Genomic DNA, 25,346 nt, shown 5'->3' on the forward strand with positions numbered 1-25,346 from the left:
GCCGTGTTCGCCGCGGCAGGGGCATGATGGCAATCGCCGCAGGGGTGCGGCATGAATCCCTCGCGTATCTTCATCCTGCGGCCGGTCGCCACCACGTTGTTGATGGCGGCGATCCTGCTTGTCGGCGTATTCGCCTACCGATACCTGCCGCTGTCCGCCCTGCCGGAGGTCGACTATCCGACGATCCAGATCACGACCCTGTATCCCGGCGCGAGCGCCGAGGTGATGACGTCGATGGTCACCGCGCCGCTGGAGCGCCAGCTCGGCCAGATGCCGGGACTCAACCAGATGTCGTCGACGAGTTCGGCGGGCGCCTCGGTGGTGACCTTGCAGTTCAGCCTCGACCTTTCGCTCGACATCGCCGAGCAGCAGGTGCAGGCGGCGATCAACGCGGCGGGCAATTTCCTGCCCAGCGACCTGCCACAGCCGCCGGTGTACAGCAAGGTCAATCCGGCCGACACGGCAGTGCTGACGATCGCGTTGATGTCGAAGTCCCTGCCGCTGCCACAGGTGCAGGATCTCGCCGACACGCGCCTCGCGCAGAAAATCTCGCAGATCTCCGGCGTTGGCCTGGTCACCTTGTCCGGCGGCCAGCGCCCGGCGGTGCGCATCCGGGCCAACCCTGCCACGCTGGCCTCGTATGGCATGAGTCTGGAGGACCTGCGCACCGCGATCACCGGCGCCAACGTCAACGGGCCGAAGGGCTCGTTCGACGGGCCGGCGCGCTCGTACACGATCGACGGCAACGACCAGATCAAGTCGGCGGCCGAGTACCGCAACATCATCATCGCCTACAAGAACGGCGCGCCGGTCTACCTGCGCGACGTTGCCGATGTCGTCGAGGGTGCCGAGAACAACAAGCTCGCCGCATGGAAGGACACGACGCCGGCGATCATCATGAACATCCAGCGCCAGCCCGGCGCCAACGTGATCGAGGTCGTCGACCGGGTCAAGGCGATGCTGCCGACGCTGACCCAATCGATGCCGGCCGCGGTGGACGTCGCCGTGCTCACCGACCGCACCGTGACCGTGCGCGCCTCGGTCGAGGACGTGCAGTTCGAGTTGCTGCTTTCGGTCGTGCTCGTCGTGCTCGTGATCTTCCTGTTTCTGCGCAATCTGCCGGCGACGATCATTCCGAGTTTCTCGGTGCCGCTGTCGCTGGTCGGCACGTTCGCGATCATGTACCTCGCCGGCTTCAGCCTCAACAACCTGACGATGATGGCGCTGACCATCGCGACCGGCTTCGTCGTCGATGACGCCATCGTCATGATCGAGAACATCGCGCGCTATCTCGAGGAAGGCGACACGCCGTTCGAGGCGGCGATGAAAGGTTCGGGCCAGATCGGTTTCACCATCGTGTCGTTGACGATTTCGCTGATCGCGGTACTGATCCCGCTGCTGTTCATGGGCGACGTGGTCGGGCGCCTGTTCCGTGAATTCGCGATCACGCTCGCGGTGACGATTCTGATCTCCGCGGTCGTTTCGTTGACCCTGGTGCCGATGCTGTGCGCGAAGATCCTGAGGCACCGCACGCCCGCGGAGGAGTCGCGCTTCGCGCGCAAGTCGCATGAGCTGATCGACCGCACGATCGCGGTCTACGGACGCTGGCTCAACTGGGTGCTCGATCGCCAGCGCGCGACGCTGATCGTCGCGGTCGCCACGCTCGTGCTTACCGTGATCCTCTACATCGTGGTGCCGAAGGGCTTCTTTCCGGTGCAGGACACCGGCGTGATCCAGGGCATCTCCGAAGCGCCGCAGTCGGTTTCGTTCGCAGCGATGGCGGAAAGGCAGCAACAGCTCGCGGCGCTGATCCTGAAGGACCCTGCGGTCGCCTCGCTGTCGTCGTTCATCGGCGTCGACGGCACGAACACGACGCTCAACAGCGGCCGCCTGCTCATCAACCTCAAGCCGCACGGCCAGCGCGACGGTGCCGAAGCCGTGATCCGCCGCCTGCAGGACGAGGCGGCCACGCTGCCCGGCATCACGCTCTACCTGCAGCCGGTGCAGGACCTGACGATCGAGGATCGCGTCAGTCGCACCCAGTACCAGTTCACGCTGGGCTCACCCGACATCAACGCGCTCAACACCTGGGTACCCAGATTGGTCGAGAAGCTGCGCGCGCAGCCCGAACTCGTTGATGTGGCCAGCGACCTGCAGTCGCAGGGGCTGCAGGCCTACCTCGACATCGACCGCGATACCGCTGGCCGCCTCGGCATCACGCCGGCCGCGATCGACAATATTCTCTACGATGCGTTCGGCCAGCGTCTGGTCTCGACGATTTTCACCGAGTCGAACCAGTATCGTGTCGTACTCGAAGTAAAGCCCGAGTTCCAGAACGGGCCGCAGGCGCTGAACAAGATGTACATTCCGGGCCTTGCTGGCGCGAACAACATCTCGCAGACCTCGGCCGGGTCGTTGTCGACCTCGGGCGCCGCTACCTCGACGACGAACACCGCAACCCAGTCGGGCAGCACGATCAGCACGGCGACGGCGAGCGTAAGCACCAACGGCCAAGTGCCGATCACGACGGTGACGCGACTGAGCGAACGCGCCGCGCCGCTGGTGATCAACCACCTCGCCCAGTTTCCTGCGGCAACGGTGTCGTTCAACCTCGCCGCCGGTGCTTCGCTGGGCGCGGCGGTAGCGAAGATCAAGGCGGTCGAGCAGGAGCTGGGCATGCCGCTCGACATCGAGACCAAGTTCCAGGGCGCGGCGGCTGCGTTCCAGTCGTCGCTGACGAACACGGTGCTGCTGATCCTGGCGGCGATCGTCACCATGTACATCGTGCTCGGCGTGCTCTACGAGAGCTTCATCCACCCGATCACCATCCTGTCGACGCTGCCTTCGGCCGGTATCGGCGCGCTGCTGGCGCTGATGATCGCGCGCAGCGATTTGGGCATCGTCGGCATCATCGGCATCATCCTGCTGATCGGCATCGTCAAGAAAAACGCGATCATGATGGTCGACTTCGCGCTCGACGCCGAACGCGAACAGGGCATGACACCACGCGAGGCGATCTACCAGGCGTGCCTGCTGCGCTTCCGCCCGATCCTGATGACCACGCTCGCGGCGCTGTTCGGCGCGCTGCCGCTGATGCTCGGCACGGGCGTGGGCTCGGAGTTGCGCCATCCTTTGGGCGTGACGATCGTCGGTGGGTTGATCGTTTCGCAAGTGTTGACGTTGTTCACGACACCGGTGATCTATCTCGCGTTCGATCGCGTGCAGCAACGCTTGGCCAAGCGGCTGGCGCCGCCGAACGATGTGGCGGATGGCTCGCGCGATGCGCGTGGTGATGGGGCACACGCATGACCTCGCGCGCGTCGGCTCTTGCTCGTCAATTCAGCGAACGCTGGAATCCGGCTTTTGATTCTTTTGCGACCGCGTCCCGTCAGTTTTCCGCGCGCGCCCGACGCGCGGGTTACTTTCTCCTGCTTGTGCAAGAGAAAGTGAGACGCTCGTCCGCAGGGCGAGCGGAAGCTTCTGTTTCAATGGCGACACGCGCGTGCGCAGTCGTGATGCAAAGCGCGGCGTACTTCCCCCATCCGCCCTTCGGACACCTTCTCCCGGCGGAAGAAGGGGGGCAAGAGCGATGAAATTCACGTCCATCTCCGAACCCTTCATCCGCCGCCCCGTCGCCACGACCTTGCTGACGTTCGGCGTGGCCCTCGCCGGCATCGTCGCATTCGCGCTGTTGCCGGTGTCGCCGCTGCCGCAGGTCGATATCCCGACGATTTCGGTCAGCGCGAGCCTGCCCGGGGCGAGTCCGGAGACGATGGCGACTTCGGTGGCGACACCGCTGGAGCGCCAGCTCGGGCGCATTGCCGGCGTGACCGAGATGACCTCGTCGAGTTCGACTGGTTCGACGCGCGTGGTGTTGCAGTTCGACCTGTCGCGCGACATCGACGGCGCCGCGCGCGAGGTGCAGGCGGCGATCAGCGCGGCGCGCGCACAGTTGCCGAGCGGCATGCCGAGCAATCCGACCTATCGCAAGGTCAATCCCGCCGACCAGCCGATCATGGTGCTGGCGATGACCTCGGATACCTTGCCGATCGGCAAGATCTACGATGCGGCGTCGACCATCGTCGCACAAAAGATTTCGCAGGTCGGTGGTGTGGGGCAGGCCAACGTCGGCGGCGGCTCGCTGCCCGCGGTGCGCGTGGATCTCAATCTCAACGCGTTGAACAAGCTCGGCGTGTCGATGGACACCGTGCGCAACGCGCTCGCGAACGCGAACGCGAACCGGCCCAAGGGTTCGGTCGAGCTCGGCGACCGGCATTGGCAGGTCTACACCAACGACCAGGCGCGCACGGCGCAGGAATATCGCGGCTTGATCATCGCCTGGAAGGACGGCGCCGCGGTGCGTCTGTCCGATGTCGCCGAGGTGAGCGAATCGGTCGAGAACGTGCGCAACCTCGGCCTCGCCAACGGCGAGCGGGCGGTGTTGATCTGGGTGCTCAAGCAGCCGAACGCGAACATCCTCGATACCGTCGAACGGGTGAAGGCGCTGTTGCCGCAACTGGGCGCATCGATCCCGGCTGGCATCGAAATCACGACGATCAACGAACGCACGACCACGATCCGCGCCTCGCTGCACGACGTCGAGCGCACGCTGGTCATAGCGATCGTCCTGGTCGTCTTCGTCGTGTTCGTGTTCCTGCGGTCGTGGCGCGCGACGCTGGTGCCGGCGATTGCGGTTCCGGTCTCGCTGATCGGCACGTTCGCGGCGATGTACCTCGCCGGCTTCAGCCTCGACAATCTTTCACTGATGGCGCTGACCATAGCCACCGGCTTCGTCGTCGACGACGCAGTGGTCGTGCTCGAGAACATCTCGCGCCACATCGAGGATGGCATGTCGCGCATGCAGGCGGTGCTGACCGGCGCGCGCGAGGTCGGCTTCACCGTGCTGTCGATGAGCCTGTCGCTGATTGCAGTGTTCGTGCCCATCCTGTTGATGGGTGGCATCGTCGGACGCTATTTCCGCGAGTTCTCGGTGACCTTGTCGGTGGCGATCCTGATTTCGCTCGTGGTTTCGCTGACGACGACGCCGATGATGTGCGCGTATCTCTTGCGCAGTCGCACGCCGCATCGCGCCGATGCCCGCGAACGGCCGGCCGGCGATGCGCGCACGAAATTCCTCGATTTCTTCCGCCGCTGGGGCACGTGCTCGGAGCGCGCGTTCGCATGGCTGCACGCGCACTACGAGTCGAGCCTGGGCTGGGCGCTGTCGCGCCCGCTGCTGATGATGTGGGCCTTGCTGCTGACCGTGCTGCTCAATGTCTACCTGTACATGGTCATCCCCAAGGGGTTTTTCCCGCAGCAGGACATCGGCATGCTCGTCGGCGGTTTCCGTGCCGACCAGAGCTCATCGTTCCAGGCGACCTCGGCGAAAATGAAGGAGCTGACCGAGATGGTCAAGGCCGATCCCGCGGTGCAGTCGCTGGCCGGGTTCACCGGCGGCAGCGACAGCAACGGCGGCTTCATGTTCATCTCGCTCAAGCCGCTCGCCGAGCGCAAGCTGTCGGCGATGCAGGTGATCGGACGACTGCGCCCGAAGCTTGCGACGATTCCCGGCGTGAGCCTGTTTCTCGCGCCCGCGCAGGACATCCGCATCGGCGGCCGCCAGTCGAATTCGACCTACCAGTACACCCTGCAAAGCGACAGCCTGCAGGATCTGCGCAAGTGGGGCCCGAAGATCGCCGACGCGTTGAAGCTCGCGCCCGAACTCACCGACGTCGACAGCGACCAGCAGGACCGCGGTCTGGAAACGCTGTTGCAGTTCGACCGCACGACGATGTCCCGCCTCGGGGTGACGATGAGTGCGGTCGACAGCGCGCTCAACAACGCGTTCGGCCAGCGTCAGGTGTCGACGATCTACAACGCGTTGAACCAGTACCACGTGGTGATGGAAGTCGCCGAGCAGTTCGTGCAGAACCCCGACACGCTGCGCGACATCTACGTCGCCAGCACGCGCGGCAAAATGGTGCCGCTGATGTCGTTCGCCACCTACGGTCCGGGTTCTGCGCCCCTCGAGGTCAACCATCAGGGCCAGTTCGTCTCGGCCACGGTTTCGTTCAACCTTGCCGACGGCTACAGCCTGTCGGATGCGACCGTCGCGATCAATCGCGAGATGGCGCGTGTGGGTGCGCCGGTGTCGATCCACGGCGCATTCGCCGGCACGGCGAATGCGTTCCAGAAATCGCTCGACAACCAGCCGTTCCTGATCCTGGCCGCGCTGCTTGCCGTGTACATCGTGCTCGGCGTGCTCTATGAGAGCTACGTGCATCCGCTGACGATCCTCTCGACGTTGCCGTCCGCCGGCGTCGGCGCGCTGCTCGCGCTGCTCGCCTGCGGCACCGAGTTCAGCGTGATCGCGCTGATCGGCGTGATCCTGTTGATTGGCATCGTCAAGAAAAACGCGATCATGATGATCGACTTCGCGCTCGAGGCCGAACGTGGGGAAGGGCTGGTCGCACGCGAGGCGATTATCCGCGCCTGCCTGCTGCGCTTTCGTCCGATCATGATGACCACGCTGGCCGCGATGCTCGGCGCGCTGCCGCTTGCGCTCGGTTTCGGCGAGGGCAGCGAGATGCGCCGCCCGCTCGGTATTTCGATCTTCGGCGGCCTGCTCGTGAGCCAGTTGCTGACGTTGTATACGACGCCGGTCGTGTATCTGTATCTCGACCGCTTCCGTCTGTGGGCGAAGCGGGCGTGGGCACGTAGCTACCCGGTGCCGCCCGGAGCGGCTCCGCCGGCCATCCCGTGAAAATGGTGGGAAAACTGAAGAACGTCATGCTGAAAAAGTGCGAAAAAAAGTACAAGTGGAATGCTTTGCACGGCCGCCGGGCCGGTGCCGTATGCGTTCGCTTCCGCAGTGCCGGGGAGAGCTTCGACGCTCGCCTTCGACTGTGCGTGGGTACGGTGCTGTTGATGCTTTCCGCGTGCGCCGCCGGACCCGACTACCGGCGCCCGGAGGTGGCAGGCGCGGCGGCCTACGCGAACGATACGTACAAGGAGCTGGCCGGGTGGAAGCCCGTGCAGCCAGCCGATGCACTCGATCGCGGCATGTGGTGGAAGCTCTTCGACGACCCGGTACTCGACGATTTGCAGCAACAGGTGCTCGCGTCGAACCAGAACCTGCAGCAGATCGAGGCGCAATACCGGCAGGCGTCCGCACTGGTCGCGGGCGCGCGCGCCAGCCTTTGGCCGAGCGTGTCGGCGAACCTCAGCGCGACGCGTTCCGCGCGTTACAGCAACGCGAGCGGCGGCATCGTCTCCGGCGGCACGGTGATCGGCGGCGGCTCCGGCGCGGCGATCAGCAAGGCGTATCAGTTGCCGATCGCGGCGACGTGGGAGCCCGACCTGTGGGGCGGCGTGCGGCGCCAGATCGAGAGCGAGACCGCCAGCGCACAGGCGAGCGCGGCGACACTGGCGAACACGCGCCTGTCCTTGCAGGCGACGCTGGCGCAGACCTATTTCCAGCTGCGCATCGTCGATGTACAGAAGCGCCTGCTCGACGACACCGTCGATGCCTACCGCAAGGCGGAACAGTTGACCATGAACCAGTACAAGGCCGGCGTCGCCGCGCGCGCGGACGTGATCCAGGCGCAGACCCAGCTCAAGAGTGCGCAGGTGCAGGCGATGGATCTCGGCATCGCCCGCGCGCAGTACGAGCATGCGCTGGCCCTGCTCGTCGGCAAGACGCCGGCGCAGTTTTCGCTTGCGCCGGTGACGACCTTTGCGCTCAAGCCGCCGCCGATTCCCACCGGCCTGCCGTCGCAACTGCTCGAACGCCGCCCCGATGTCGCCGTCGCCGAGCGCCAGGCCGCGCAGGCCAATGCGCAGGTCGGTGTCGCCGTGGCCGCGTGGTTTCCGCAGCTGACCTTGTCCGCGAGCGGCGGCTATTCCAGCTCGGTGTGGTCGCAACTGCTCGAGGCGCCCAGCCGCTACTGGTCGATCGGCCCGAAGCTCGCCGAGACCCTGTTCGACGGTGGCGCGCGCAGCGCGCAGAATGCGCAGGCGCGCGCGGCCTGGGATGCCGCGGTTGCGAACTACCGCCAAGTATCGCTGGCCGCGTTCCAGAACGTCGAGGACCAGATTGCCGCGCTGCGTATTCTCGATCAGGAGGCGCAGACGCAGGACGAGGCGGTCGCGCTGGCCGGGCAATCGCTGAAGATCGCGACCAACCAGTACCGTGCCGGCTTGGTCAGCTATCTCAACGTCGTCACCGCGCAGAACACCGCGCTGAGCAACGAACGCGCCGCGATCACTTTGCTGGGCACGCGTCTCAACGACAGCGTCGGCTTGATCAAGGCTCTGGGCGGTGGCTGGCGGACGCAGGATGTGCGCGAGGCAAACACCGGCGGAACGAACGCAGACGGCTCGACCGGAAGATAGCCCGGCCGGTAGTCGATGCCTTGCCGGATAGTGTGCGCAGAATACGCTATTCGCCGCAGGAAAAATGTTACATATAACGCGCAGCATGTGCAGCGCTTGGCATGGGCCGCCGGCTTCGATTCGGGCCGTTCGCGGGACCTGCAATTCCGACTCTCAACATATCCAGGGGATTTGTCATGAACATACGCTACTTGTTCCACAAGCTTTCGCTTTTCGTTTTCTGCCTGTTCGCCGCCACTCAGGTCAACGCCCAGGCTACGCGAACCTGGGTTTCCGGCGTCGGCGACGATGTCAACCCATGCAGCCGGACCGCGCCGTGCAAGACTTTCGCCGGAGCGATTTCCAAGACTGCTCCCAGCGGTGAAATCAACGTGCTCGATCCTGGCGGGTTCGGCGCGGTGACGATCACCAAATCGATCACGATCGACGGCAGCGGCGGCAGCATTGCCGGCGTGCTCGTTTCCGGAACCAACGGCATCGTCGTGAACGCCGGCGCCAGCGACGTCGTCACCTTGCGCAATCTGGACATCAATGGATTGGGAACCGGCCTCAACGGCATCACCCATATCGGCGGCGGGACCCTGCACGTCGAAAACAGCAAGATCTACGGGTTTACCCAGCAAGGCATCAATTTTGCTCCCGGAACCGGCTCCACCGGCGCCCTCTACGTCAACAACACCAAGTTGCTGAGCAACGCCGGAGGCGCGATCTACGTGGCACCGGGAAGCTCCGTGGCCGCCACGGCCACGCTGTCGGATGTGCTCATGCAAGGCAATCTGCGCGGGCTCAGGATCACTGGTGGAGTCAATGCTTCCGTGCTCAACTGTGTCGTCACCGGCAGCGGCGGCAACGGATTCAATGCCGGCTCGCTCGATGCGAGGCTGGCGAAGCTGAGTATCGACGGCGGTACGGTCGCATCGAATGCGAACTGGGGCGTCTATTCGGGCACCAGCGCGACGGTATACATTTCGAACATGCAGATCACGGGCAACGGCGGGGGCATCGCCGCAGTCGGCGGTTCATTGATCTCGTTCGGCAACAACCACATTGCCGGCAACGTCACGGACACTTCGGGTGCGCCGACGCAGACCATCGGTTCGTTGTGAATTGCAGCGTTCTTCTTCTCGGCGCCGGGATGAATCTCTTCCGGCGCCGTGCTTGGGATTCCCGATGGCTGCATGCGATTGACTCTCGGCAGGCAGCGCATGCCGCCGTACTCCGCGCATTGTCGACTCGTTGTCCCGTTCGTCCTCGCGCGATCGACGGACTCTGCAACTCGGGCCGATGCGGTTCAGCGTGGAGCGGGCAGGGCTTTGAATCTTTTCGTCGCGATTTCTTGTCAACAGATGGGAGAGGAATGCGTTGTGACTCCCGGTTCTTTTCTTGGGATGTCCGGCTTCCCGATCTGGCGAGACCCCGATGAATGGTGCTGTAAACGAAATATCCGGCCGATCGCCCGTGCGGCAGCCCGCCTCCGAAGAAGGTACGCGCGATCCGGGTCCGATTCTGGCGATTGTCTCGACGATCCACTTCCTGCTGCTGATCGACCTGACATCGCGGCGCGTGGTGCCTCTGGAATCGCATCGCCCCGGGTACTACGGCATTTCCTGGCATCCCCAAGGCAAAGACCTCGTGCTTTCCCACGACAGAGCCGAACACGTCACGTTCGCCGACATCGGATCCTACGCCGCGTCCGAAGTCGGCGTCGTTTCCTGCGGACAGCGTACGACACCGGGTTTCCTCTCCGCGCCGCATCAGATCCTGTGCGCATCCGATGGTCGCATCGTTTGCACGAATACCGGACGCAACGCCGTCGCCGTGTTCGATTTCGACCGGCCAGGACAGGTGCAGGAAGTCAGGCTGTCCGACGCGCGCTGGGACCGATTCAATGCGGACGGGGCAGAAGGCGACCATCTCAATTCGGTGTTCGAGAAGAACGGCCGTCTTTACGTGATGGCGCATCGGTTCACGAACGGCTCGAAACTCGGAGTGTTCGCGTATCCGGGCCTGGAGCTGGTCGAAGTCAGGGCGATCGAGGGCCGCACCGGGCTGCACAACATCTGGATAGGCGATGAGGGAGAGGCGATCAGTTGTCATTCCGAAGCTGGCGCGGTGATCGAACTTGAAACCAATCGCTTGCTGTGGGAATCGGGCGGCCCCGTGTATACGCGGGGCCTCGCCGTTTCGCGCGACTTCGTTCTCGTCGGCGAAAGTGAAAGGGCGCTTCGCGGGCAGCGTGGAAATTGCCAATGCGGTTTGTGGATGCTCGACCGGCGAACCTGGCAGGCAGTGGACTATTTCCCGCTCGGCCCCTATGGGCAGGTCCATGAAGTGCGTCTGCTCAACGTCGAGGATCTCGCCCACCACGGCCACCCCTTCGCCGGTTTGTCCGAGCTGCGCGCATGCGATCTGCGCTCAGTTGTCGCGGTGGAAAAAATGAAGGCCAGCGGCAGGGCGCGCGACAGCCGCGTGCTGTGGCCTGGGTTCGAAACCCGATACGGTACCCCCGTCGCCGGCGCAAACGGCGCACGCACCGCCGGTCAGCGGAATCTCTGCCTGATCTCCCGGCTCGGTGCCGAAGACAAGCCGGAGACGCAGCTGGGTTTTCGCTACGAGTTGGCGAAAAGTCACGGCGAGTCGCATGTCGCCGTCGTGGTCTACCGCGGCAATGGCAGCGATACCGACATGCATGCGCTGTTGATCAATGTGGTCGACCAGCATCGCGCCGTGCTCCAGCTCTGGGTCCATGCCGATGGCGAGTGGTCGATCAAGCCGGCGCTCGATTCGGGGGACGTGCCCTTGTCGGGCGAGGTTCGCCTGCGCGCTGATGCCGAAGGGGCTGAACTGTCCGTCGACGGCCGGCGCGTGGCGACGTTTTCGGTCGCGCAGTTTCCCTGGCGGCAGGGGCGACTGGGCATCCGCTGGCTCGGAGCGACGATCCGTCCCGCGAGCGCGCAAGCGACCCGCAGTCTGCATTCGGTACACCGGGCCTGAACATCCGCCGCAGCGACCACGCCGGAGTGGCCGGGCCGTGACCCGGCGCTATTCGCCGATGTCCTCGTTCCACAACTGCGGCCGCGCGGCGATGAACTTGCGCATGAGCTCGATGCAGCGAGCATCGTTGACGACTTCGAGCCGCACGCCCCTGCCGCGCAACCAGTCTTCTTCGCCGAGAAAGGTCTGGTTCTCGCCGATCACCACGCGCGGGATGCCGTAGAGCGCGATCGCGCCCGAGCACATCGAGCACGGCGACAGCGTCGTGTAGATCGTGGCGTTGCGATATACCATTGCCGGGTGACGACCAGCGTTTTCGAGCGCGTCCATCTCGCCGTGCAGGGTCGGGCTGCCCTTCTGCACGCGCCGGTTGTGGCCGCGACCGATGATGCGGCCTTCGTGCACAAGCACACTTCCGATCGGAATACCGCCCTCGGCGAGGCCAAGCTCTGCTTCTTCTATCGCGGCGTCGAGGAAAGGGTCGGACATGGTGACTCCAGTGTTGCGGTGCTGGGTGAACCTACATGCGGAACTTGCTTCCCAGGTACACCTCGCGCACCTGCTTGTTGGCGAGCACGTCTTCGGGCGAGCCTTTGGCGAGCACGCCGCCTTCGCTCATGATGTAGGCGCGGTCGCAGATGCCCAGGGTCTCGCGCACGTTGTGGTCGGTGATCAGGATGCCTATGCCGCGTGCCTTCAGCTGGCGCACGATACGCTGGATTTCGTCGACCGAGATCGGATCGATGCCGGCGAATGGCTCATCGAGCAGCATGTAGCGCGGATTCGCCGCGAGCGCGCGCGTGATCTCCACGCGTCGACGCTCGCCACCCGACAGCGACTGGCCCTTGGATTTGGCGATGTGTGCGATCTGCAGTTCGTCGAGCAGCGATTCGAGTTCGCGGCGGCGGCCGGCGGCGTCGAGGTCGTCGCGCAGTTCGAGGATGGCGAGCACGTTCTCCTCGACGCTGAGGCGGCGGAACACCGAAGGTTCCTGCGGCAGGTAACCGACGCCGAGGCGCGCGCGCGCGTGCATCGGCATCGCGGTGATGTCGTGCTCGTCGAGGGTGATGCGGCCGGCGTCGGCGCCGACCAGGCCGACGACCATGTAGAACGTCGTCGTCTTGCCGGCGCCGTTCGGGCCGAGCAGGCCGACGATCTCGCCCTGTTCGAGGCTGAACTCGAAATCGCGCACGACGGCGCGACCCTTGTAGCTTTTCTGCAGGCCGACCGCGTTGAGCATCAGTGCGCCCCGTCCCCGCTCTTGTCGAGTGCCGGCTTGGCCGCCGGCTTCACCGCCGGCTTCGCCTGTTTCGGCTGCGGCTTGGCCTCGGCAGGCCTGTCCAGCGGCTTCGCCACGACGGGTTTTGCCGCGCCGGCCGGGAAGCCGCAGTTGTTCGCGCTCGCCGATTGCGTCTGCGTTTTTGCCTCCATGACGAGGTGCACGCGGCCCGAGGGTTCGGCCTTGTTGCCCGATTCCATGTCGCCGGTGTCGGTGTTGTAGATCATGTGCTCGCCGTGGAATTCGCCGCGGCCCTGCTGCACTACGACCACGCCGCCGGTCAATTCGGCGAGGTTGGTCAACGGGTTGTAGTCGATCCGGTCGGCGTTCGCGGTCATCAGTCCGCAGTCGCCGTCGTGGACCTGCTGCAGATGGGCCTGCTTGCCGGTCAGGATCACGCGCGACATCTTGCCGGCGTTGGGGTCCTTCGCGCCGGAGGGAATCTGCTGGATGGTTGCATGCGCCGCGGTCATCCTGATCGAGCCGCGCGTGATGACGACATTGCCGTCGAGATCGAACACGTCCGGGTCGTTCGCCGCGCCGGTCCTGCTCTGCACCGACTTCGAGTAGTTCGCGTCGGCGTTGGCGGGCTGGTCCTTGTCGCTCTTCAATGCGGATGCATGGTTTGCGAGCAACAACGCGGCCGTGCCGCAGGCGGTGATGAAGTTGCGCGTCGTCATTTTCCTTTCCCCGGCATGCTAACGATGTGTACGTCGGACAACAGCTCGACGGTCTTCAGGTCGAGATCGGCCTTCATGCCGACGCCGTAGGCGGTATTGTCGGTCTCGACGATCCGCGTCGGCGCTGCGGTTTCCATGCGCTTGTTCCGGTGTGGCGCGTTGGCCACGGGATGGCCCTGTGCATCCTTGAGCTTGGGGTCGGTCGTGATCGTCAGGTCGTTGGTGTCGAGGTCCACGCGCTCGGCTTTGTCGGTGGGCTCGCGGTGCATCAGCACCTTGCCTTCGAGCTTCATCACGTTGCCGTCCTTGTCGACCCAGGCCGAGTCGGACGTGCCTTTCCAGGTGTTGCTGCTGTTGTCGACGATTTCATAGTTCGGCCGGGTGACGTAGACCGAGCCGTCGTCGCCGCGCCGCGACATGCGCGGTCCGGTCACGGTGAACGAGTGCGCGCCCTCGCTGTCGAGCGCGTCGAGGGTGAAGTCGTTCATCGTGTAGTCCGAGCGCGGCGGGCCGGTGAAATCCTCGCTCGTGTCGCGCGCGCGCATCAGCCACACCTCCATCCACGCGGCGAACGCGATCACGGCGAGGACGATGATGACGAGCCAGGTGCGGCGTTCGATCATGGCAGTCCGAGCTTGCCTTGCGCGGCGAGCAACAGGTCGCAGACCTCGCGCGCCGCGCCGTTGCCGCCGGCCTGCCGCGTGCGCCAGGCCGCGTGCTCGCGCACGTACGGGTGTGCGTTCGCCGGCGCGATCGACAGCCCGGCGCGCTGCATCGGCGCCAGGTCGACCACGTCGTCGCCGGTGTAGCAGGCATCCGCGGGCTCGAGCTGCAGTGCCTTGAGCAGGTGCTCGAAGCAGGCGAGCTTGTCGGCGCGGCCCTGGTAAACATGCACGATGCCGAGTTCGGCCATGCGCACCGAGACCACGTGGCTCGAGCGCGCGGTGATCACCGCGATCTCGATACCGGCAGCGGCGAGGCGTTTCATCCCCGCGCCGTCGTGCGCATGGAACGCCTTCAGCTCGCTGCCGTCTGCGGCATACCACAGCCGCCCGTCGGTGAGCACACCGTCAACGTCGAACACGGCGAGCTTGATGCGCGCGGCGCGCTGGAGGATGTCGGCGGGCAGGTCGGTCGGCAGCATGGCGGATTGAGGGCAGGCGAGCCGCGATTCTACAGGGATTGGCAGTTAACGCAGACTGACGATGGGCGTTGCCACCCCCTGCGCGGCGCTGCCGGGCGGGCGTCGGGTGCCTGCGCCGCGTCCGGCACGATTCACCGCGGCTCTGCGTGCTCAGACCACGCGCGCACGGAACAGATCGTGGATGTTGAGGGCGCCGACGAGGCGCTCGTCCGCGTCGACGACGAGCAGGGCGTGAATTTTGTGGGCCTCCATGAGCTGCGCGGCCTCGACCGCAAGCTTGTCGGCGCGGATCGTCTTCGGCGCGGTGCTCATCAGCTCGGTGACGGGGGTCTTGCGCAGGTCGATATGGTCGTTGTCGATCGCGCGGCGCAGATCGCCGTCGGTGAACACGCCGGCGAGCGCGCCATCCGTGTCGACGATCGCGGTCATGCCGAGGCCCTTGCGCGTCATCTCGGCCATGGCTTCGTAGATCGTCGCGTCGACGGTAATGGTCGGGATGCGCTCGCCGGTGTGCATGATGTCGCCGATGTGCACGAACAGGCGCCGGCCAAGCGCGCCAGCCGGGTGCGAGCGGGCGAAGTCCTCCTCGGTGAAGCCGCGCGCTTCGAGCAGGGCGATGGCGAGCGCATCGCCCATGACCAGCGCCGCGGTCGTGCTCGCGGTCGGCGCGAGACCGAGCGGGCAGGCTTCCTCGGGCACGCTGACGTCGAGGTGCACGTCGGCCATCGCGGCAAGCGTGGAATCGGGGTTGCCGGTCATCAGGATCAACGCCACGCCCTGGCGCTTGACCAGCGGCAGGATCGCGAGCAGCTCGTCGGTCTCGCCGGAGTTAGACAGCGCGAGCACCACGTCCTTCTGCGTGATCATGCCGAGGTCGCCGTGGCTGGCCTCGCCCGGGTGGACGAAGAAGGCAGGGGTGCCGGTCGAGGCCAGGGTCGCGGCGATCTTGCGCGCGACATGTCCGGACTTGCCCATGCCCGAGACGACGACGCGGCCGTTGCAGTCGAGCATCAGTTCACATGCATGCAGGAATGCGCCATCGATACGCGATTTGAGCAGGTCGATCGCGCGCGCCTCGGTCTCGATCACCGTGGTCGCGCTGCGCCTCAAGGCGGCGGGGTCGAGCCGCGTCGGCGCCGGGTTCAATGGCTGGATCTTCGCATTCATCAGCAGGGGTTGAGCAGGGACAGCGGTGGATAGGCAGGGTCCGGGTTTCTGTAATCGAGGTAATTCGTTACCATTGCCGTTCGGGTACCTCGAAAAACCTGCTGCGCTCGATAATTTGCGCGCCGGCGGTGCTCGGAATCCTCACATACTCGTATGTATGCTCCGGTTCCTGCGCTCCGGCGACGCGCAAATTCTCTTCGCTCGCCACGGTTTTTCGAGGTACCCGTTTTCCTATTGTAGCCGTCACCCCCTGTGCCAGCCAGAAGATCCCTGCGCTGGGACAGCGGCGGGCCGTGGCCGGTTCCGCCGCGGCTTGCACGGGTCGGGGCGATTCAAGACGAAAACAACGCAACAACCGCCGCGCGGAGGACAAACCGTCCGCGTGCCCGCTCCGCGCCACAATTGCCGCCTACCATGGACACCGAAACGATCAAGAATCTCATCGAGCGCGGCCTGCCGGGCGCGACGGCCGAGGTGCAGGGCGCCGATGGCGTGCATTTCGAGGCCGTCGTGGTCGCCGATGCCTTCGCCGGCAAGCTGCCGCTGGCGCGCCACCGCCTCGTCTACGCGACCCTGGGTGATCTCATGGGCGGCGCGATCCACGCGCTCGCGCTGAAAACGCTGACTCCAGAAGAGTCGGCCAGACAACAACGGTAACTCCCAACCATGGCAAAAATCGTGATCTCGGGCGGTGCGCCGCTCAACGGCGAAGTGCAGATTTCCGGCGCCAAGAATGCCGTGCTGCCGATCCTCGCCTCGGCCCTGCTCGCCGACGGCCCGGTGTCGATCACCAACGTGCCGCACCTGCACGACGTGACCACGACGATGGAACTGCTCGGCCAGATGGGCGTGAGCCTCGAAATCGACGAGCGCATGCGCATCAACATCGATCCGCGCACGGCGAACCGCTATTTCGCGCCGTACGATCTGGTCAAGACGATGCGCGCCTCGATCCTCGTGCTCGGTCCACTCGTCGCGCGTTTCGGCGAGGCCGACGTGTCGCTGCCGGGTGGCTGCGCGATCGGCTCGCGGCCGGTCGATCTGCACATCAAGGGGTTGCAGGCGCTCGGCGCCGACGTCACCGTCGAGAACGGCTACATCAAGGCGCGTGCGAAACGCCTGAAGGGTGCGCGCGTGCGCTTCGACATCGTCACCGTGACCGGTACCGAGAACATCATGATGGCCGCCGCGCTGGCCAAGGGCACGACCGTGCTCGAGAACGCGGCGCAGGAACCCGAGGTCGTCGATCTCGCCAACTGCCTCAACACGATGGGCGCGAAGATTTCCGGCGCCGGTACCGAGACGATTGTCATCGAAGGCGTCGACCGCCTCGACGGCACCGACTACGACGTGCTGCCCGACCGCATCGAGACCGGCACCTTCCTCGTTGCCGGTGCGATTTCCGGCGGCCGCGTGCTGGCCAAGCGCGCGCGTCCGGACACGCTCGACGTCGTGCTGCAGAAGCTCGAGGAAACCGGCGCCGAGATCACCACCGGTGAAGACTGGATCCAGCTCGACATGCGCGGGCGCAAGCCGAAGGCGGTCGACATCGTCACTGCGCCGTACCCCGCGTTCCCCACCGACATGCAGGCGCAGTTCACCGCGCTCAACGCGGTCGCCGAAGGCGTCGGCGTGATCACCGAAACCGTGTTCGAGAACCGCTTCATGCATGTGCAGGAGCTGCAGCGCCTCGGCGCCGATATTCGCGTTGATGGCAATATCGCGACGATCCATGGTGTCGCCACGATGACCGGCGCGCCGATAATGGCAACCGACCTGCGTGCTTCCGCATGTCTGGTTCTGGCCGGGCTTGCCGCGAAGGGCGATACCACGGTCGACCGTGTCTATCACATCGACCGTGGCTACGAGAACATCGAGGAGAAGCTCGGCTCGCTCGGGGCGCATATCCGGCGACTGCCGTCGTAGCGCAACAAGTCGCGCGCCGGGCGCGCGGAAAGTCAGGGTGGAAAGCGCAACGACGGGGTCGGAGATTCCCCGCGCCCTATTTCTGCTTCAGCTCCAGTACCACCGTCGAACCATCGCCCGATACCTGTTGCACCTTGATCGGCAGCACGCCCGCGTTCGGTGCGTACCAGTTGACCGCCTTGCCCGGGTTGTCGGTGCGTTCGACGCGGGTGGCGTTGAAGCTGCCGGCGGGAACCTGGATGGTTTCGTCCCTGGTGACGGCGTAGTGCTGCTGTTCGACGCGGTCGCGGATCGCCACCGGCGCGCTGACTTCGTGCGCGCCATCGGCAACGGCGGCGGCGAGCAGCAGTTGCAGCGTGCCGCGGTCGGTGGTGCCGGGCGGCGTCGCGTAGGTGAAGCGATCCTTGTTCTCCTGCGAATGCGCCTGCTGCGCGGTCGCATCGAAGTCGATGTGGCGCGTGCGGCTTTTGATCATCGAACTTTGCCGGTAGTCGTAGACCAGGGTCTGCGGCTTGCCGCCATTCCAGCGGAACGTGGACTCTTCACGCACGTCGATGCCGAGCAGGCGCGCCTTGCCCGACGTACCTTTCGTCTCGCTGGTCAGCGTCCAGGTGCCGTCGGGATTCCGCTTCAGGTTGAAGTTCGAGTCGCCGATCGCCGAACCGTTGCGGGTGACCGCATAGATCGCGCTGGCCGGTTTCAGCTCGACGGCGTGGACGGCGGCGGTGGGCAGGGCGACGAGGAGTGCGAGGGCGAGCGTGCGCATGGAGGTTCGGGTCGGTGGAAACGCGCTGGCAGTCTGCCGCGTGCCGACTGAACGGAACCGATATCGGACCGGATCAGGCGAGGTTGCCGTTCGCGTCCAGATGCAGGGGAGCGGCGAGCGCCTGCCCGCCGCGGACGACCTGATCGCCGGCCAGGGCAGCCTCGCCGTCGGCGACCAGTCGCGTTGTCGCGACGAGCAGGCGGTGTTCGAGCGGCAGCAGTCTTGCGGCCAGCGTCTCGGCGGTGTCGCCGGGCAGAATCGGCAAGCCCGCCTGCGCGATCACCGGGCCGCCGTCGAGCTCGGCGGTGACGAAGTGCACGCTGGATCCGTGTTCGGCATCACCCGCGTCGATCGCGCGCTGGTGAGTGTGCAGGCCGGGATATTTCGGCAGCAGCGAGGGATGGATATTGATCATGCGTCCGCGCCATGCCTCGACCACGGCCGGAGCGATGATGCGCATGTAGCCGGCGAGCACGATCAGATCCGGGGCGAGCCGCGCGGCGCGTGCGAACATCGCGCGATCGAAGTCCTCACGGCTGGCGTAGTCGCGTGGGCTCAATGCCACCGCTTCGATTCCCGCCGCGCGTGCAAGCGCAAGCGCCGGCGCGGCGGCCTTGTCGCAGAGCAGGCCGGCGATATCGACCGGCAGTTCGCCGCGACGCTGCGCCTGGACCAACGCGGCGAAATTGCTGCCGCGGCCCGAGGCGAAGACGACGACGCGGCGGCGCACGGTCACGCGATATGCACGCGCTCGTCGCCGCGCGCTGGCACGATTTCGCCGATCGCCGACGCGGCGAGGTTCAGCGCGGCGAGGCGTTGCAGCGTCGCCGCCACCTGGTCGTGTGCGACGATCAGCGTGTAGCCGATGCCGCAATTGAACGTGCGCCACATTTCGGCCTGCGGCACGTTGCCTTCGCGCTGCAGCCAGTCGAACACGGCGGGCAGTTTCCACGTCGAACTGTCGAGCGCGATGCCGAGCGCGTCGGGTACCACGCGAATGATGTTCTCGGTCAGGCCGCCGCCGGTGATGTGGGCCATGCCGTGCACGGGCTGCGCCTTCAACAATTCCAGGATCGGCTTGACGTAGATCGTCGTCGGCGCCATCAGTGCGTCGGCGAGCTTGGTTCCACCGAGATCGAGATCGAAAGGATTGCCGGCGCGCGCGGCGATCTTGCGGATCAGCGAATAGCCGTTCGAATGCGGCCCGCTCGAGGCGATGCCGATGATTGCATCGCCCGTCCGCACCTTCGAGCCGTCGATCAGCGCGGCCTTCTCCACCGCGCCGACGCAGAAGCCGGCGAGGTCGTATTCGCCCGGCGGATACATGTCGGGCATCTCGGCGGTCTCGCCGCCGATCAGCGCGCAGCCGGCGAGTTCGCAGCCTTTGGCGATGCCGCCGACGACCGCGACCGTGGTGTCGACGTGCAGCTTGCCGGTGGCGAAGTAGTCGAGGAAGAACAACGGCTCCGCGCCCTGCACGAGCACGTCGTTGACGCACATGCCGACGAGGTCGATGCCGATCGTGTCGTGACGGCCGAGGGTCTGCGCGAGCTTGAGCTTGGTGCCTACGCCGTCGGTGCCGGAAACGAGCACCGGGTCGCGGTAGCGGCCGGCGAGTTCGAACAGCGCACCGAAGCCGCCGAGGCCGGCCATGACTTCCTTGCGGAACGTGCGTTTGACCAGCGGCTTGATGCGCTCGACGACTTCCTCGCCCGCGTCGATATCCACGCCTGCGGCGCGATAGGTGAGCGATTCTTTTTCTGCGGACATGGACGAGGAAGTCGGCCGGAACGGGCGCGCATGATACCGTACACCGCGATTTCACGGCCGCAAGGCAAATTTGTTATCTTGCGGCATGGCCGGGAACCTCTCCGGCATGTCCGGCAGGAAGGATTTCGTGAATCCAGGGAATCATCGAATTTTCAGGTCATTGCTGCTGGTTCTCGCCAGCCTCGCGCCGGTTTTCGCTGTTGCGGCCGGCGTTTACACCGGAACCGCGCCGGTCGCCTCACAGTCGGACCAGGATCGCGCCACCGCGCTGCGCATTGCGCTGGGCCAGGCCGTGACCCAGGCGGCGAAGGGCGATGCGGGTGTGCTCAAGCGTCCCGAGGTCGCGCGTGCGTTGACCCGCGCGGAACGCTACGCGCGCAGTTACAGCTACCAGCCCAACACCGCAGCGAACGCCGAGCCGAACAAGGCGCCGGCGAAGTTTCTGCTCGTCGCCCAATTCGACGCGACGCAGATCGACGCGCTGGTACGCGACCAGGTCGCGGCTCCCGCAGCCGCGGCAACGTCCGCGGAGGGCGCGACCGCGGCCACGGCGTCGGCGGGCGTGCCGCCCGCGGCCGGTACCGGTGCGGATGCGGCGCCGGTTGCAGCCGATGCCGTGCCGCCCGCGCCGTCCGGCAGCTATCGCCTCTGGTTCAGCGGCCTGCGTTCGGCCGAGGACTACGCACGCCTGGTCGGGGCGCTCGGCGCCAATCCCGAAGTGCGCGGGTTCCGTGTCGAACAGGCGCGCGGCAACGTCCTGCAGGCACGTGTCGACGCGCGCGGCTCGCTGCGGGACCTGATCGAGGCGCTCGATGCCGCGCGGCTCGCGCATCCGACGAACACGAAGCCGCCGCTCGAGGGCGTCGATGCGGTGCTCGATTTCGAGCCGTGAAGTGCCGACCACCCCGCGCATGCCACCCACGCCGAACACAGACTCCCGTTGGCGCCACCTGCCGAACGCGATCACGCTCGCGCGCATCGTGCTGGTCGTGCCGCTGGTCTGGCTGATCGCGAGCCATCGCTTCGAAGCGGCGCTGATCGTCGTCGCCGTCGCTGGCGCGAGCGACGCGCTCGACGGCCTGCTTGCCAAGCGCTGCGGCTGGCAGAGCTGGCTCGGCGGCGTGCTCGATCCGCTCGCCGACAAGCTGCTGCTCGTCGCCTGCTTCGTCTCGCTCGATCTCGCCGACGCGATCCCGGACTGGCTGATGTGGCTCGTCGTCGGCCGCGACTTCGTCATCGCCGCGGGCGCGACCGCCTACCATCTCCTGATTGGCCGCGTCGTGCCGCAGCCGTCGCTGCTGTCCAAGCTCACGACGTTCATCCAGATCGTCTGCGCGCTGGCCCTGCTGCTCAAGTTGAGCGGGCTGTTGCCGCTGCCCGATGCCGTCGATGACACGCTGATCTGGCTCACCGCACTGGCGACCGTCGCGAGCGGCGTGCACTACGTCGTCGTATGGTCGCACAAGGCGCTCGAAGCCCGGCGCAGGGAGAACGCATGAACTCGACCAACAACCTGCGCTGGCAAATGCTGGCCCTGTCCGTGCTGCTCGTCGCGGCGCTGTACTTCCTTGCGCCGGTGCTGACGCCGTTCGCGATCGCGGCGATGTTCGCCTACCTGTTCGATCCGCTCGCCGACCTGCTCGAGCGCTGGAAGCTGTCGCGCAGCGCCGCGGTCAGCGTTGTCTTCCTCGCCCTGAGCCTCGTCGTCACGCTGATCCTTTTGTTGCTGATTCCGTACCTGTCGCGCCAGATGGCGACGTTCATCACGGCCTTGCCGCAATGGTTTGCCTGGATGCAAAACGTTGCCGTGCCGTGGCTGCACGAACGCTTCGAGCTCGACTTCGAGCTGCCTGACCTGCAGCAGATCGTCGCCGTGCTGCAGGCGCACTGGAAGGAGGCCGGCGGCATCGCGACGACGATCGTTGCCGGCATTTCCAAGTCGGGCTTCGCGGTGATCTCATGGATCACGCGCCTGGTAGTCGTCCCGGTCGCATTCTTCTACCTGTTGCGCGACTGGGACGTGATGATCGCGAAGATCCACGACTTGTTGCCGCGCTCGATCGAGCCGACCGTGTCGCGCCTCGCGCGCGAGTCCGACGAGACGCTCTCCGCGTTCGTGCGCGGCCAGCTGTCGGTGATGATCGCGCTCGGCGTCATCTATGCGGTCGGCCTGTGGGCCGTCGGCCTGAGCACCGGCCCGCTGATCGGCCTGATCGCCGGGCTGATCAGCTTCGTGCCGTACCTCGGCAGCATCACCGGCATTCTCATGGGCGTGATCGCCGCGATCGTGCAGTACGGCGACGTCACCCATGTCGCCCTCGTCGTCGCGGTGTTCGTGATCGGCCAGTTGCTCGAAGGCTATGTGCTCGTGCCGCGCCTGGTCGGCGAGAAGATCGGCCTGCATCCGGTCGCGGTGATCTTCGCCGTCCTCGCCGGCGGCGAGCTGTTCGGGTTCCTCGGTGTGCTCCTCGCGCTTCCGGTCGCATCGGTGCTGATGGTGCTGCTGCGCTACGCGAACGAACGTTATCGCGCGAGCCTGCTCTACGCGCATGAGGCGCCGGCCGCTGCGGTGGCAACGCATGCCGACGCCGCGGGCGTACCCTTGCCGCCCGCGCCGGCGGCCGACGCGAAGCCGAAGACGGAGACGTCGCCGCCCGCGCCCGCGGCCCCGCGCGCATGAAGCCCGACCAGCTCCCGCTGGCGATGCGCTGGCCGGCACAGCAGCGCTTCGAGACGTTCTTCGCTGGCGACAATGGCGCCGCGCCCGATCTCGCGCGGCGCGCGGCGACCGAGACCGATGCGCCTTGGGTGTTCGTCAGCGGTCCCGCCGCGAGCGGCAAGACGCATCTGCTGCTCGCTGCCTGTGCCGCGGCGACCGCCGCCGGTCGCCGCGCGCAGTATCTTTCGTTGCGCAGCGTGACCGACGGCGTGGCAGACGCGATCCGCGGCCTTGGCGGCAGCGATCTGCTCGCGCTCGACGATCTCGACGCGCTGGCCGGCCGGCACGAAGCCGAGCACGCACTGTTCGACTTCTACAATCGTGGAAAAGTGGAGAAGTACACTTTTCTGTTCGCCGCGTCGCGCGTGCCCGCGCAGCTCGGCATGAGTCTGCCCGACCTGACTTCGCGCCTTTCGGCCTGCGCGCAGGCGCCGCTGCGGCTGCTCGACGACGATGCCCGCCGCGAAGTGCTGCGCGGACGCGCTGCGGCACGCGGGGTCGAACTGGACGATGCCGCGCTGACCTGGCTGTTCACCCACACCGAGCGCGACCTTGCCAGCCTCACGACCTTGCTCGATCGCCTCGACCGCGCCTCGCTGGCCGAGAAACGCCGGGTGACCGTGGCGTTCCTGCGCAAGCTGCTGGGGTAACGAACCCGGCGCCGCGCCGGCGCTGCGGCGCAGCGAGCGGCGTCTGGAACGCGCCGCGCCATCAATCGCGTGGCGCGGCCGGCTGCGCCGCCAGCAGGCCGGCGTCGAGGGTCGCCAGGCGCTGTGCCGTACCGATGTCGGCCCACACGCCGCCGTAGTGCTCGCCCGAGATGCCATCCCGCCGCATCGCCTCGCGCAACAGCGGCGCGAGCGGAAATCCGCCCGGCGCATGTGCGGCAACCAGCTCGGGACGGTACACACCGATGCCGGCGAAGGTGAGTCTGGGCGACTCCTCATCGTGCACCCGGCCGCCACGCAACACGAAGTCTCCGCGCGCATGCTGCGGCGGGTTGTCGACGAGAACCAGGTGCGCCAGTCCGGCGGGGTTTTGCGGCAAAGTGGAAAAATCAAATACGGTAAAAATATCCCCGTTCACGGCGATGAACGGGTCGGTGCCGAGCAGAGGCAGCGCATGGCGCATGCCGCCGCCGGTTTCGAGCGGCTCCGCGCCTTCGTACGAATAGCGAATGCGCAGGTTCCAGCGCGCGCCGTCGCCGAGCGCAGCCGGAAACTGCTCGGCCAGATGCGAGGTGTTGATCACGACCTCGCGCACGCCCGCACGCGCGAGCTTTTCGAGGTGGTATTCGATCAGCGGCTTGCCGCCGACTTCGAGCAGCGGCTTCGGCGTCGCGTCGGTCAACGGGCGCATGCGCTCGCCGCGGCCGGCGGCGAAGATCAGCGCACGCTCGATCATGCGGGCTGCTCCTGCACGCGCGCGCGAGTGATGTCGCGATCGCCGACCGCGCGCTCGATCAGCGCGGCGAAGGCGGCGAGTTCGCGATAGCCGCGCGCAACGTCGAGCACGTAGCGCAGGGTCAGCGGCAGGTCGTTGAGATAGCCGGGCTTGCCGTCGCGATAGTTGAGCCGGCAGAACTGGCCGAGCAGGCGCGTGTGCCGCTGCAGCCCGACGAGGTCGAACCAGCGCCGGAAGGTGACCACATCGGCATCGACGACGCCGGCTGCGCGCAGACGCTGGTGGTAGCCGCGCACCCATGCATCGACGCGTTCGCCCGGCCAGGCGATGTAGCAGTCGCGCAGCAGCGAAGCCAGATCGTAGGCGATCGGGCCGTGCAGCGCGCCCTGGAAGTCGATGACTCCCGGATTGTCGCGCGCCACGATCATCAGGTTGCGGCTGTGGAAGTCGCGGTGCACGAACACCTGCGGCTGCGCGCGTGCATTGGCGACGAGCAGGGCGAACGCCGCCTCGATCACGGTGCGATCCTCGCTGGCGGGCACGAAGCCGAGATGGCGATCGAAAAACCACTCGGGCAAATTCTCCATGCCGGTTCGCAGCAAGGCTTGGTCGAATTGCGGCAGATCCGCCGGCGACACGCGCGTCTGCATCGTCAGCAGCGCATCGAATGCGTCGCCGTAGAGCGCGTCGGCGCTGGAGTCGTTCAACTCGGGCAGGTAGGTGCGATTGCCGAGGTCCTCCATGAGGATGAAGCCGCGCGCGTGATCGACCGCGAAGACCTGCGGCGTGTGCAGCCCTGCATCATGCAGGCGCGCACCGATGGCCAACCACGGCGCGATGTTCTCCTTGTCCGGCGGCGCGTCCATGACGATGCGTGTTTGTCCGCCGGCATCGACGCGCCAGTAGCTGCGGAAGCTCGCGTCGGCAGAGGCGGCTGCAATGGCGAACTCGCGTTGCGGAAAATGCGCGCTGGCGAAATCGCGCAGTTCGCGGTGGCGGGAGGATTGCGGCTCGGTCATGCGCGGCAGTGTAGCGGCTGTGGCCGCGACGATGCACGGCTTGTGGCCTGGGTGGAATTGGTCCCGTCGATTTGCCGCGGAGTG

22 protein-coding genes are annotated in these 25,346 nt (G+C 66.2%); 11 read left to right on the plus strand and 11 right to left on the minus strand.

The annotated features are described in order from the left end of the window. Positions 1-51 precede the first annotated feature (51 nt). From AC16HO_RS16760 to AC16HO_RS16780, 5 genes are all read left to right on the plus strand, one after another. A complete protein-coding gene (locus AC16HO_RS16760) occupies positions 52-3,309 on the plus strand; it encodes an efflux RND transporter permease subunit (protein ID WP_395641974.1) in 3,258 nt (1,085 codons plus the stop codon). Positions 3,310-3,589: 280 nt separating this feature from the next. After that, a complete protein-coding gene (locus AC16HO_RS16765; protein WP_395641975.1) occupies positions 3,590-6,763 on the plus strand; it encodes a multidrug efflux RND transporter permease subunit in 3,174 nt (1,057 codons plus the stop codon). 164 nt (positions 6,764-6,927) lie between these two features. Then, positions 6,928-8,394 (plus strand): efflux transporter outer membrane subunit, encoded by a 1,467-nt coding sequence (locus tag AC16HO_RS16770; protein ID WP_395641976.1) that lies wholly within the window; start codon positions 6,928-6,930, stop codon positions 8,392-8,394. Positions 8,395-8,570: 176 nt separating this feature from the next. Next, complete coding sequence (locus AC16HO_RS16775; RefSeq protein WP_395641977.1) at positions 8,571-9,500, plus strand: right-handed parallel beta-helix repeat-containing protein; 930 nt, start codon at positions 8,571-8,573, stop codon at positions 9,498-9,500. Between the two features lie 817 nt (positions 9,501-10,317). Continuing rightward, positions 10,318-11,388, plus strand: coding sequence for a hypothetical protein (locus AC16HO_RS16780; RefSeq protein WP_484335595.1), 1,071 nt, complete (start codon positions 10,318-10,320; stop codon positions 11,386-11,388). Between the two features lie 48 nt (positions 11,389-11,436). Here AC16HO_RS16780 and AC16HO_RS16785 read toward each other — a convergent pair whose 3' ends face one another. From AC16HO_RS16785 to AC16HO_RS16810, 6 genes are all read right to left on the minus strand, one after another. Beyond that, positions 11,437-11,877: a nucleoside deaminase gene (locus AC16HO_RS16785; protein WP_395641979.1), complete on the minus strand. Its 441-nt coding sequence runs from the start codon at positions 11,875-11,877 to the stop codon at positions 11,437-11,439. Positions 11,878-11,908: 31 nt separating this feature from the next. After that, a complete protein-coding gene (lptB, locus tag AC16HO_RS16790; RefSeq protein ID WP_395641980.1) occupies positions 11,909-12,628 on the minus strand; it encodes an LPS export ABC transporter ATP-binding protein in 720 nt (239 codons plus the stop codon). Then, entirely contained in the window at positions 12,628-13,347 is a 720-nt protein-coding gene (gene lptA, locus AC16HO_RS16795; RefSeq protein WP_395641981.1) for a lipopolysaccharide transport periplasmic protein LptA, read from the minus strand. Before lptA ends, lptB begins: the two co-directional genes overlap by 1 nt. Then, complete coding sequence (lptC, locus tag AC16HO_RS16800; RefSeq protein WP_395641982.1) at positions 13,344-13,970, minus strand: LPS export ABC transporter periplasmic protein LptC; 627 nt, start codon at positions 13,968-13,970, stop codon at positions 13,344-13,346. Before lptC ends, lptA begins: the two co-directional genes overlap by 4 nt. Continuing rightward, entirely contained in the window at positions 13,967-14,491 is a 525-nt protein-coding gene (locus AC16HO_RS16805; protein ID WP_395641983.1) for a KdsC family phosphatase, read from the minus strand. The genes lptC and AC16HO_RS16805 overlap by 4 nt, the downstream gene beginning before the upstream one ends. Positions 14,492-14,641: 150 nt before the next feature. After that, positions 14,642-15,658 (minus strand): KpsF/GutQ family sugar-phosphate isomerase, encoded by a 1,017-nt coding sequence (locus AC16HO_RS16810; protein WP_395641984.1) that lies wholly within the window; start codon positions 15,656-15,658, stop codon positions 14,642-14,644. 414 nt (positions 15,659-16,072) lie between these two features. Here AC16HO_RS16810 and AC16HO_RS16815 point away from each other — a divergent pair, with 414 nt between their 5' ends. Beyond that, positions 16,073-16,315, plus strand: coding sequence for a BolA family protein (locus AC16HO_RS16815; protein WP_395641985.1), 243 nt, complete (start codon positions 16,073-16,075; stop codon positions 16,313-16,315). Positions 16,316-16,324: 9 nt separating this feature from the next. Next, complete coding sequence (murA, locus tag AC16HO_RS16820) at positions 16,325-17,584, plus strand: UDP-N-acetylglucosamine 1-carboxyvinyltransferase (protein ID WP_395641986.1); 1,260 nt, start codon at positions 16,325-16,327, stop codon at positions 17,582-17,584. 76 nt (positions 17,585-17,660) lie between these two features. Here the strand turns inward: murA and AC16HO_RS16825 are convergent, their stop codons facing one another. From AC16HO_RS16825 to purM, 3 genes are all read right to left on the minus strand, one after another. Continuing rightward, positions 17,661-18,350, minus strand: a complete 690-nt coding sequence (locus AC16HO_RS16825) for a DUF3108 domain-containing protein (RefSeq protein WP_395641987.1) — start codon at positions 18,348-18,350, stop codon at positions 17,661-17,663. Between the two features lie 73 nt (positions 18,351-18,423). Further along, positions 18,424-19,086 carry a phosphoribosylglycinamide formyltransferase gene (purN, locus tag AC16HO_RS16830; protein WP_395641988.1) on the minus strand — a complete coding sequence of 221 codons (663 nt, stop codon included), beginning with the start codon at positions 19,084-19,086 and terminating at the stop codon, positions 18,424-18,426. Next, the gene (gene purM / locus AC16HO_RS16835) at positions 19,083-20,120 is read right to left on the minus strand and encodes a phosphoribosylformylglycinamidine cyclo-ligase (protein WP_395641989.1); all 1,038 of its coding nucleotides are present in this window, start codon (positions 20,118-20,120) and stop codon (positions 19,083-19,085) included. The genes purN and purM overlap by 4 nt, the downstream gene beginning before the upstream one ends. A gap of 160 nt (positions 20,121-20,280) precedes the next feature. Here purM and AC16HO_RS16840 point away from each other — a divergent pair, with 160 nt between their 5' ends. From AC16HO_RS16840 to hda, 4 genes are read left to right on the plus strand one after another with little or no spacing between them, the layout of a single operon-like run. Next, positions 20,281-21,012, plus strand: coding sequence for a DUF2066 domain-containing protein (locus tag AC16HO_RS16840; protein ID WP_484335596.1), 732 nt, complete (start codon positions 20,281-20,283; stop codon positions 21,010-21,012). Between the two features lies 1 nt (position 21,013). Continuing rightward, positions 21,014-21,619, plus strand: a complete 606-nt coding sequence (locus AC16HO_RS16845) for a CDP-alcohol phosphatidyltransferase family protein (protein ID WP_395641991.1) — start codon at positions 21,014-21,016, stop codon at positions 21,617-21,619. Beyond that, positions 21,616-22,800, plus strand: a complete 1,185-nt coding sequence (locus AC16HO_RS16850; protein ID WP_395641992.1) for an AI-2E family transporter — start codon at positions 21,616-21,618, stop codon at positions 22,798-22,800. Before AC16HO_RS16845 ends, AC16HO_RS16850 begins: the two co-directional genes overlap by 4 nt. Further along, complete coding sequence (hda, locus tag AC16HO_RS16855) at positions 22,797-23,489, plus strand: DnaA regulatory inactivator Hda (protein WP_395641993.1); 693 nt, start codon at positions 22,797-22,799, stop codon at positions 23,487-23,489. The genes AC16HO_RS16850 and hda overlap by 4 nt, the downstream gene beginning before the upstream one ends. Before the next feature lie 61 nt (positions 23,490-23,550). Here hda and murU read toward each other — a convergent pair whose 3' ends face one another. Further along, positions 23,551-24,240: an N-acetylmuramate alpha-1-phosphate uridylyltransferase MurU gene (gene murU / locus AC16HO_RS16860; RefSeq protein WP_395642166.1), complete on the minus strand. Its 690-nt coding sequence runs from the start codon at positions 24,238-24,240 to the stop codon at positions 23,551-23,553. Beyond that, entirely contained in the window at positions 24,240-25,262 is a 1,023-nt protein-coding gene (locus AC16HO_RS16865; protein ID WP_395641994.1) for an aminoglycoside phosphotransferase family protein, read from the minus strand. The genes murU and AC16HO_RS16865 overlap by 1 nt, the downstream gene beginning before the upstream one ends. Positions 25,263-25,346: the final 84 nt, after the last annotated feature.

The sequence above is a fragment of the Rudaea sp. genome (assembly GCF_057139185.1).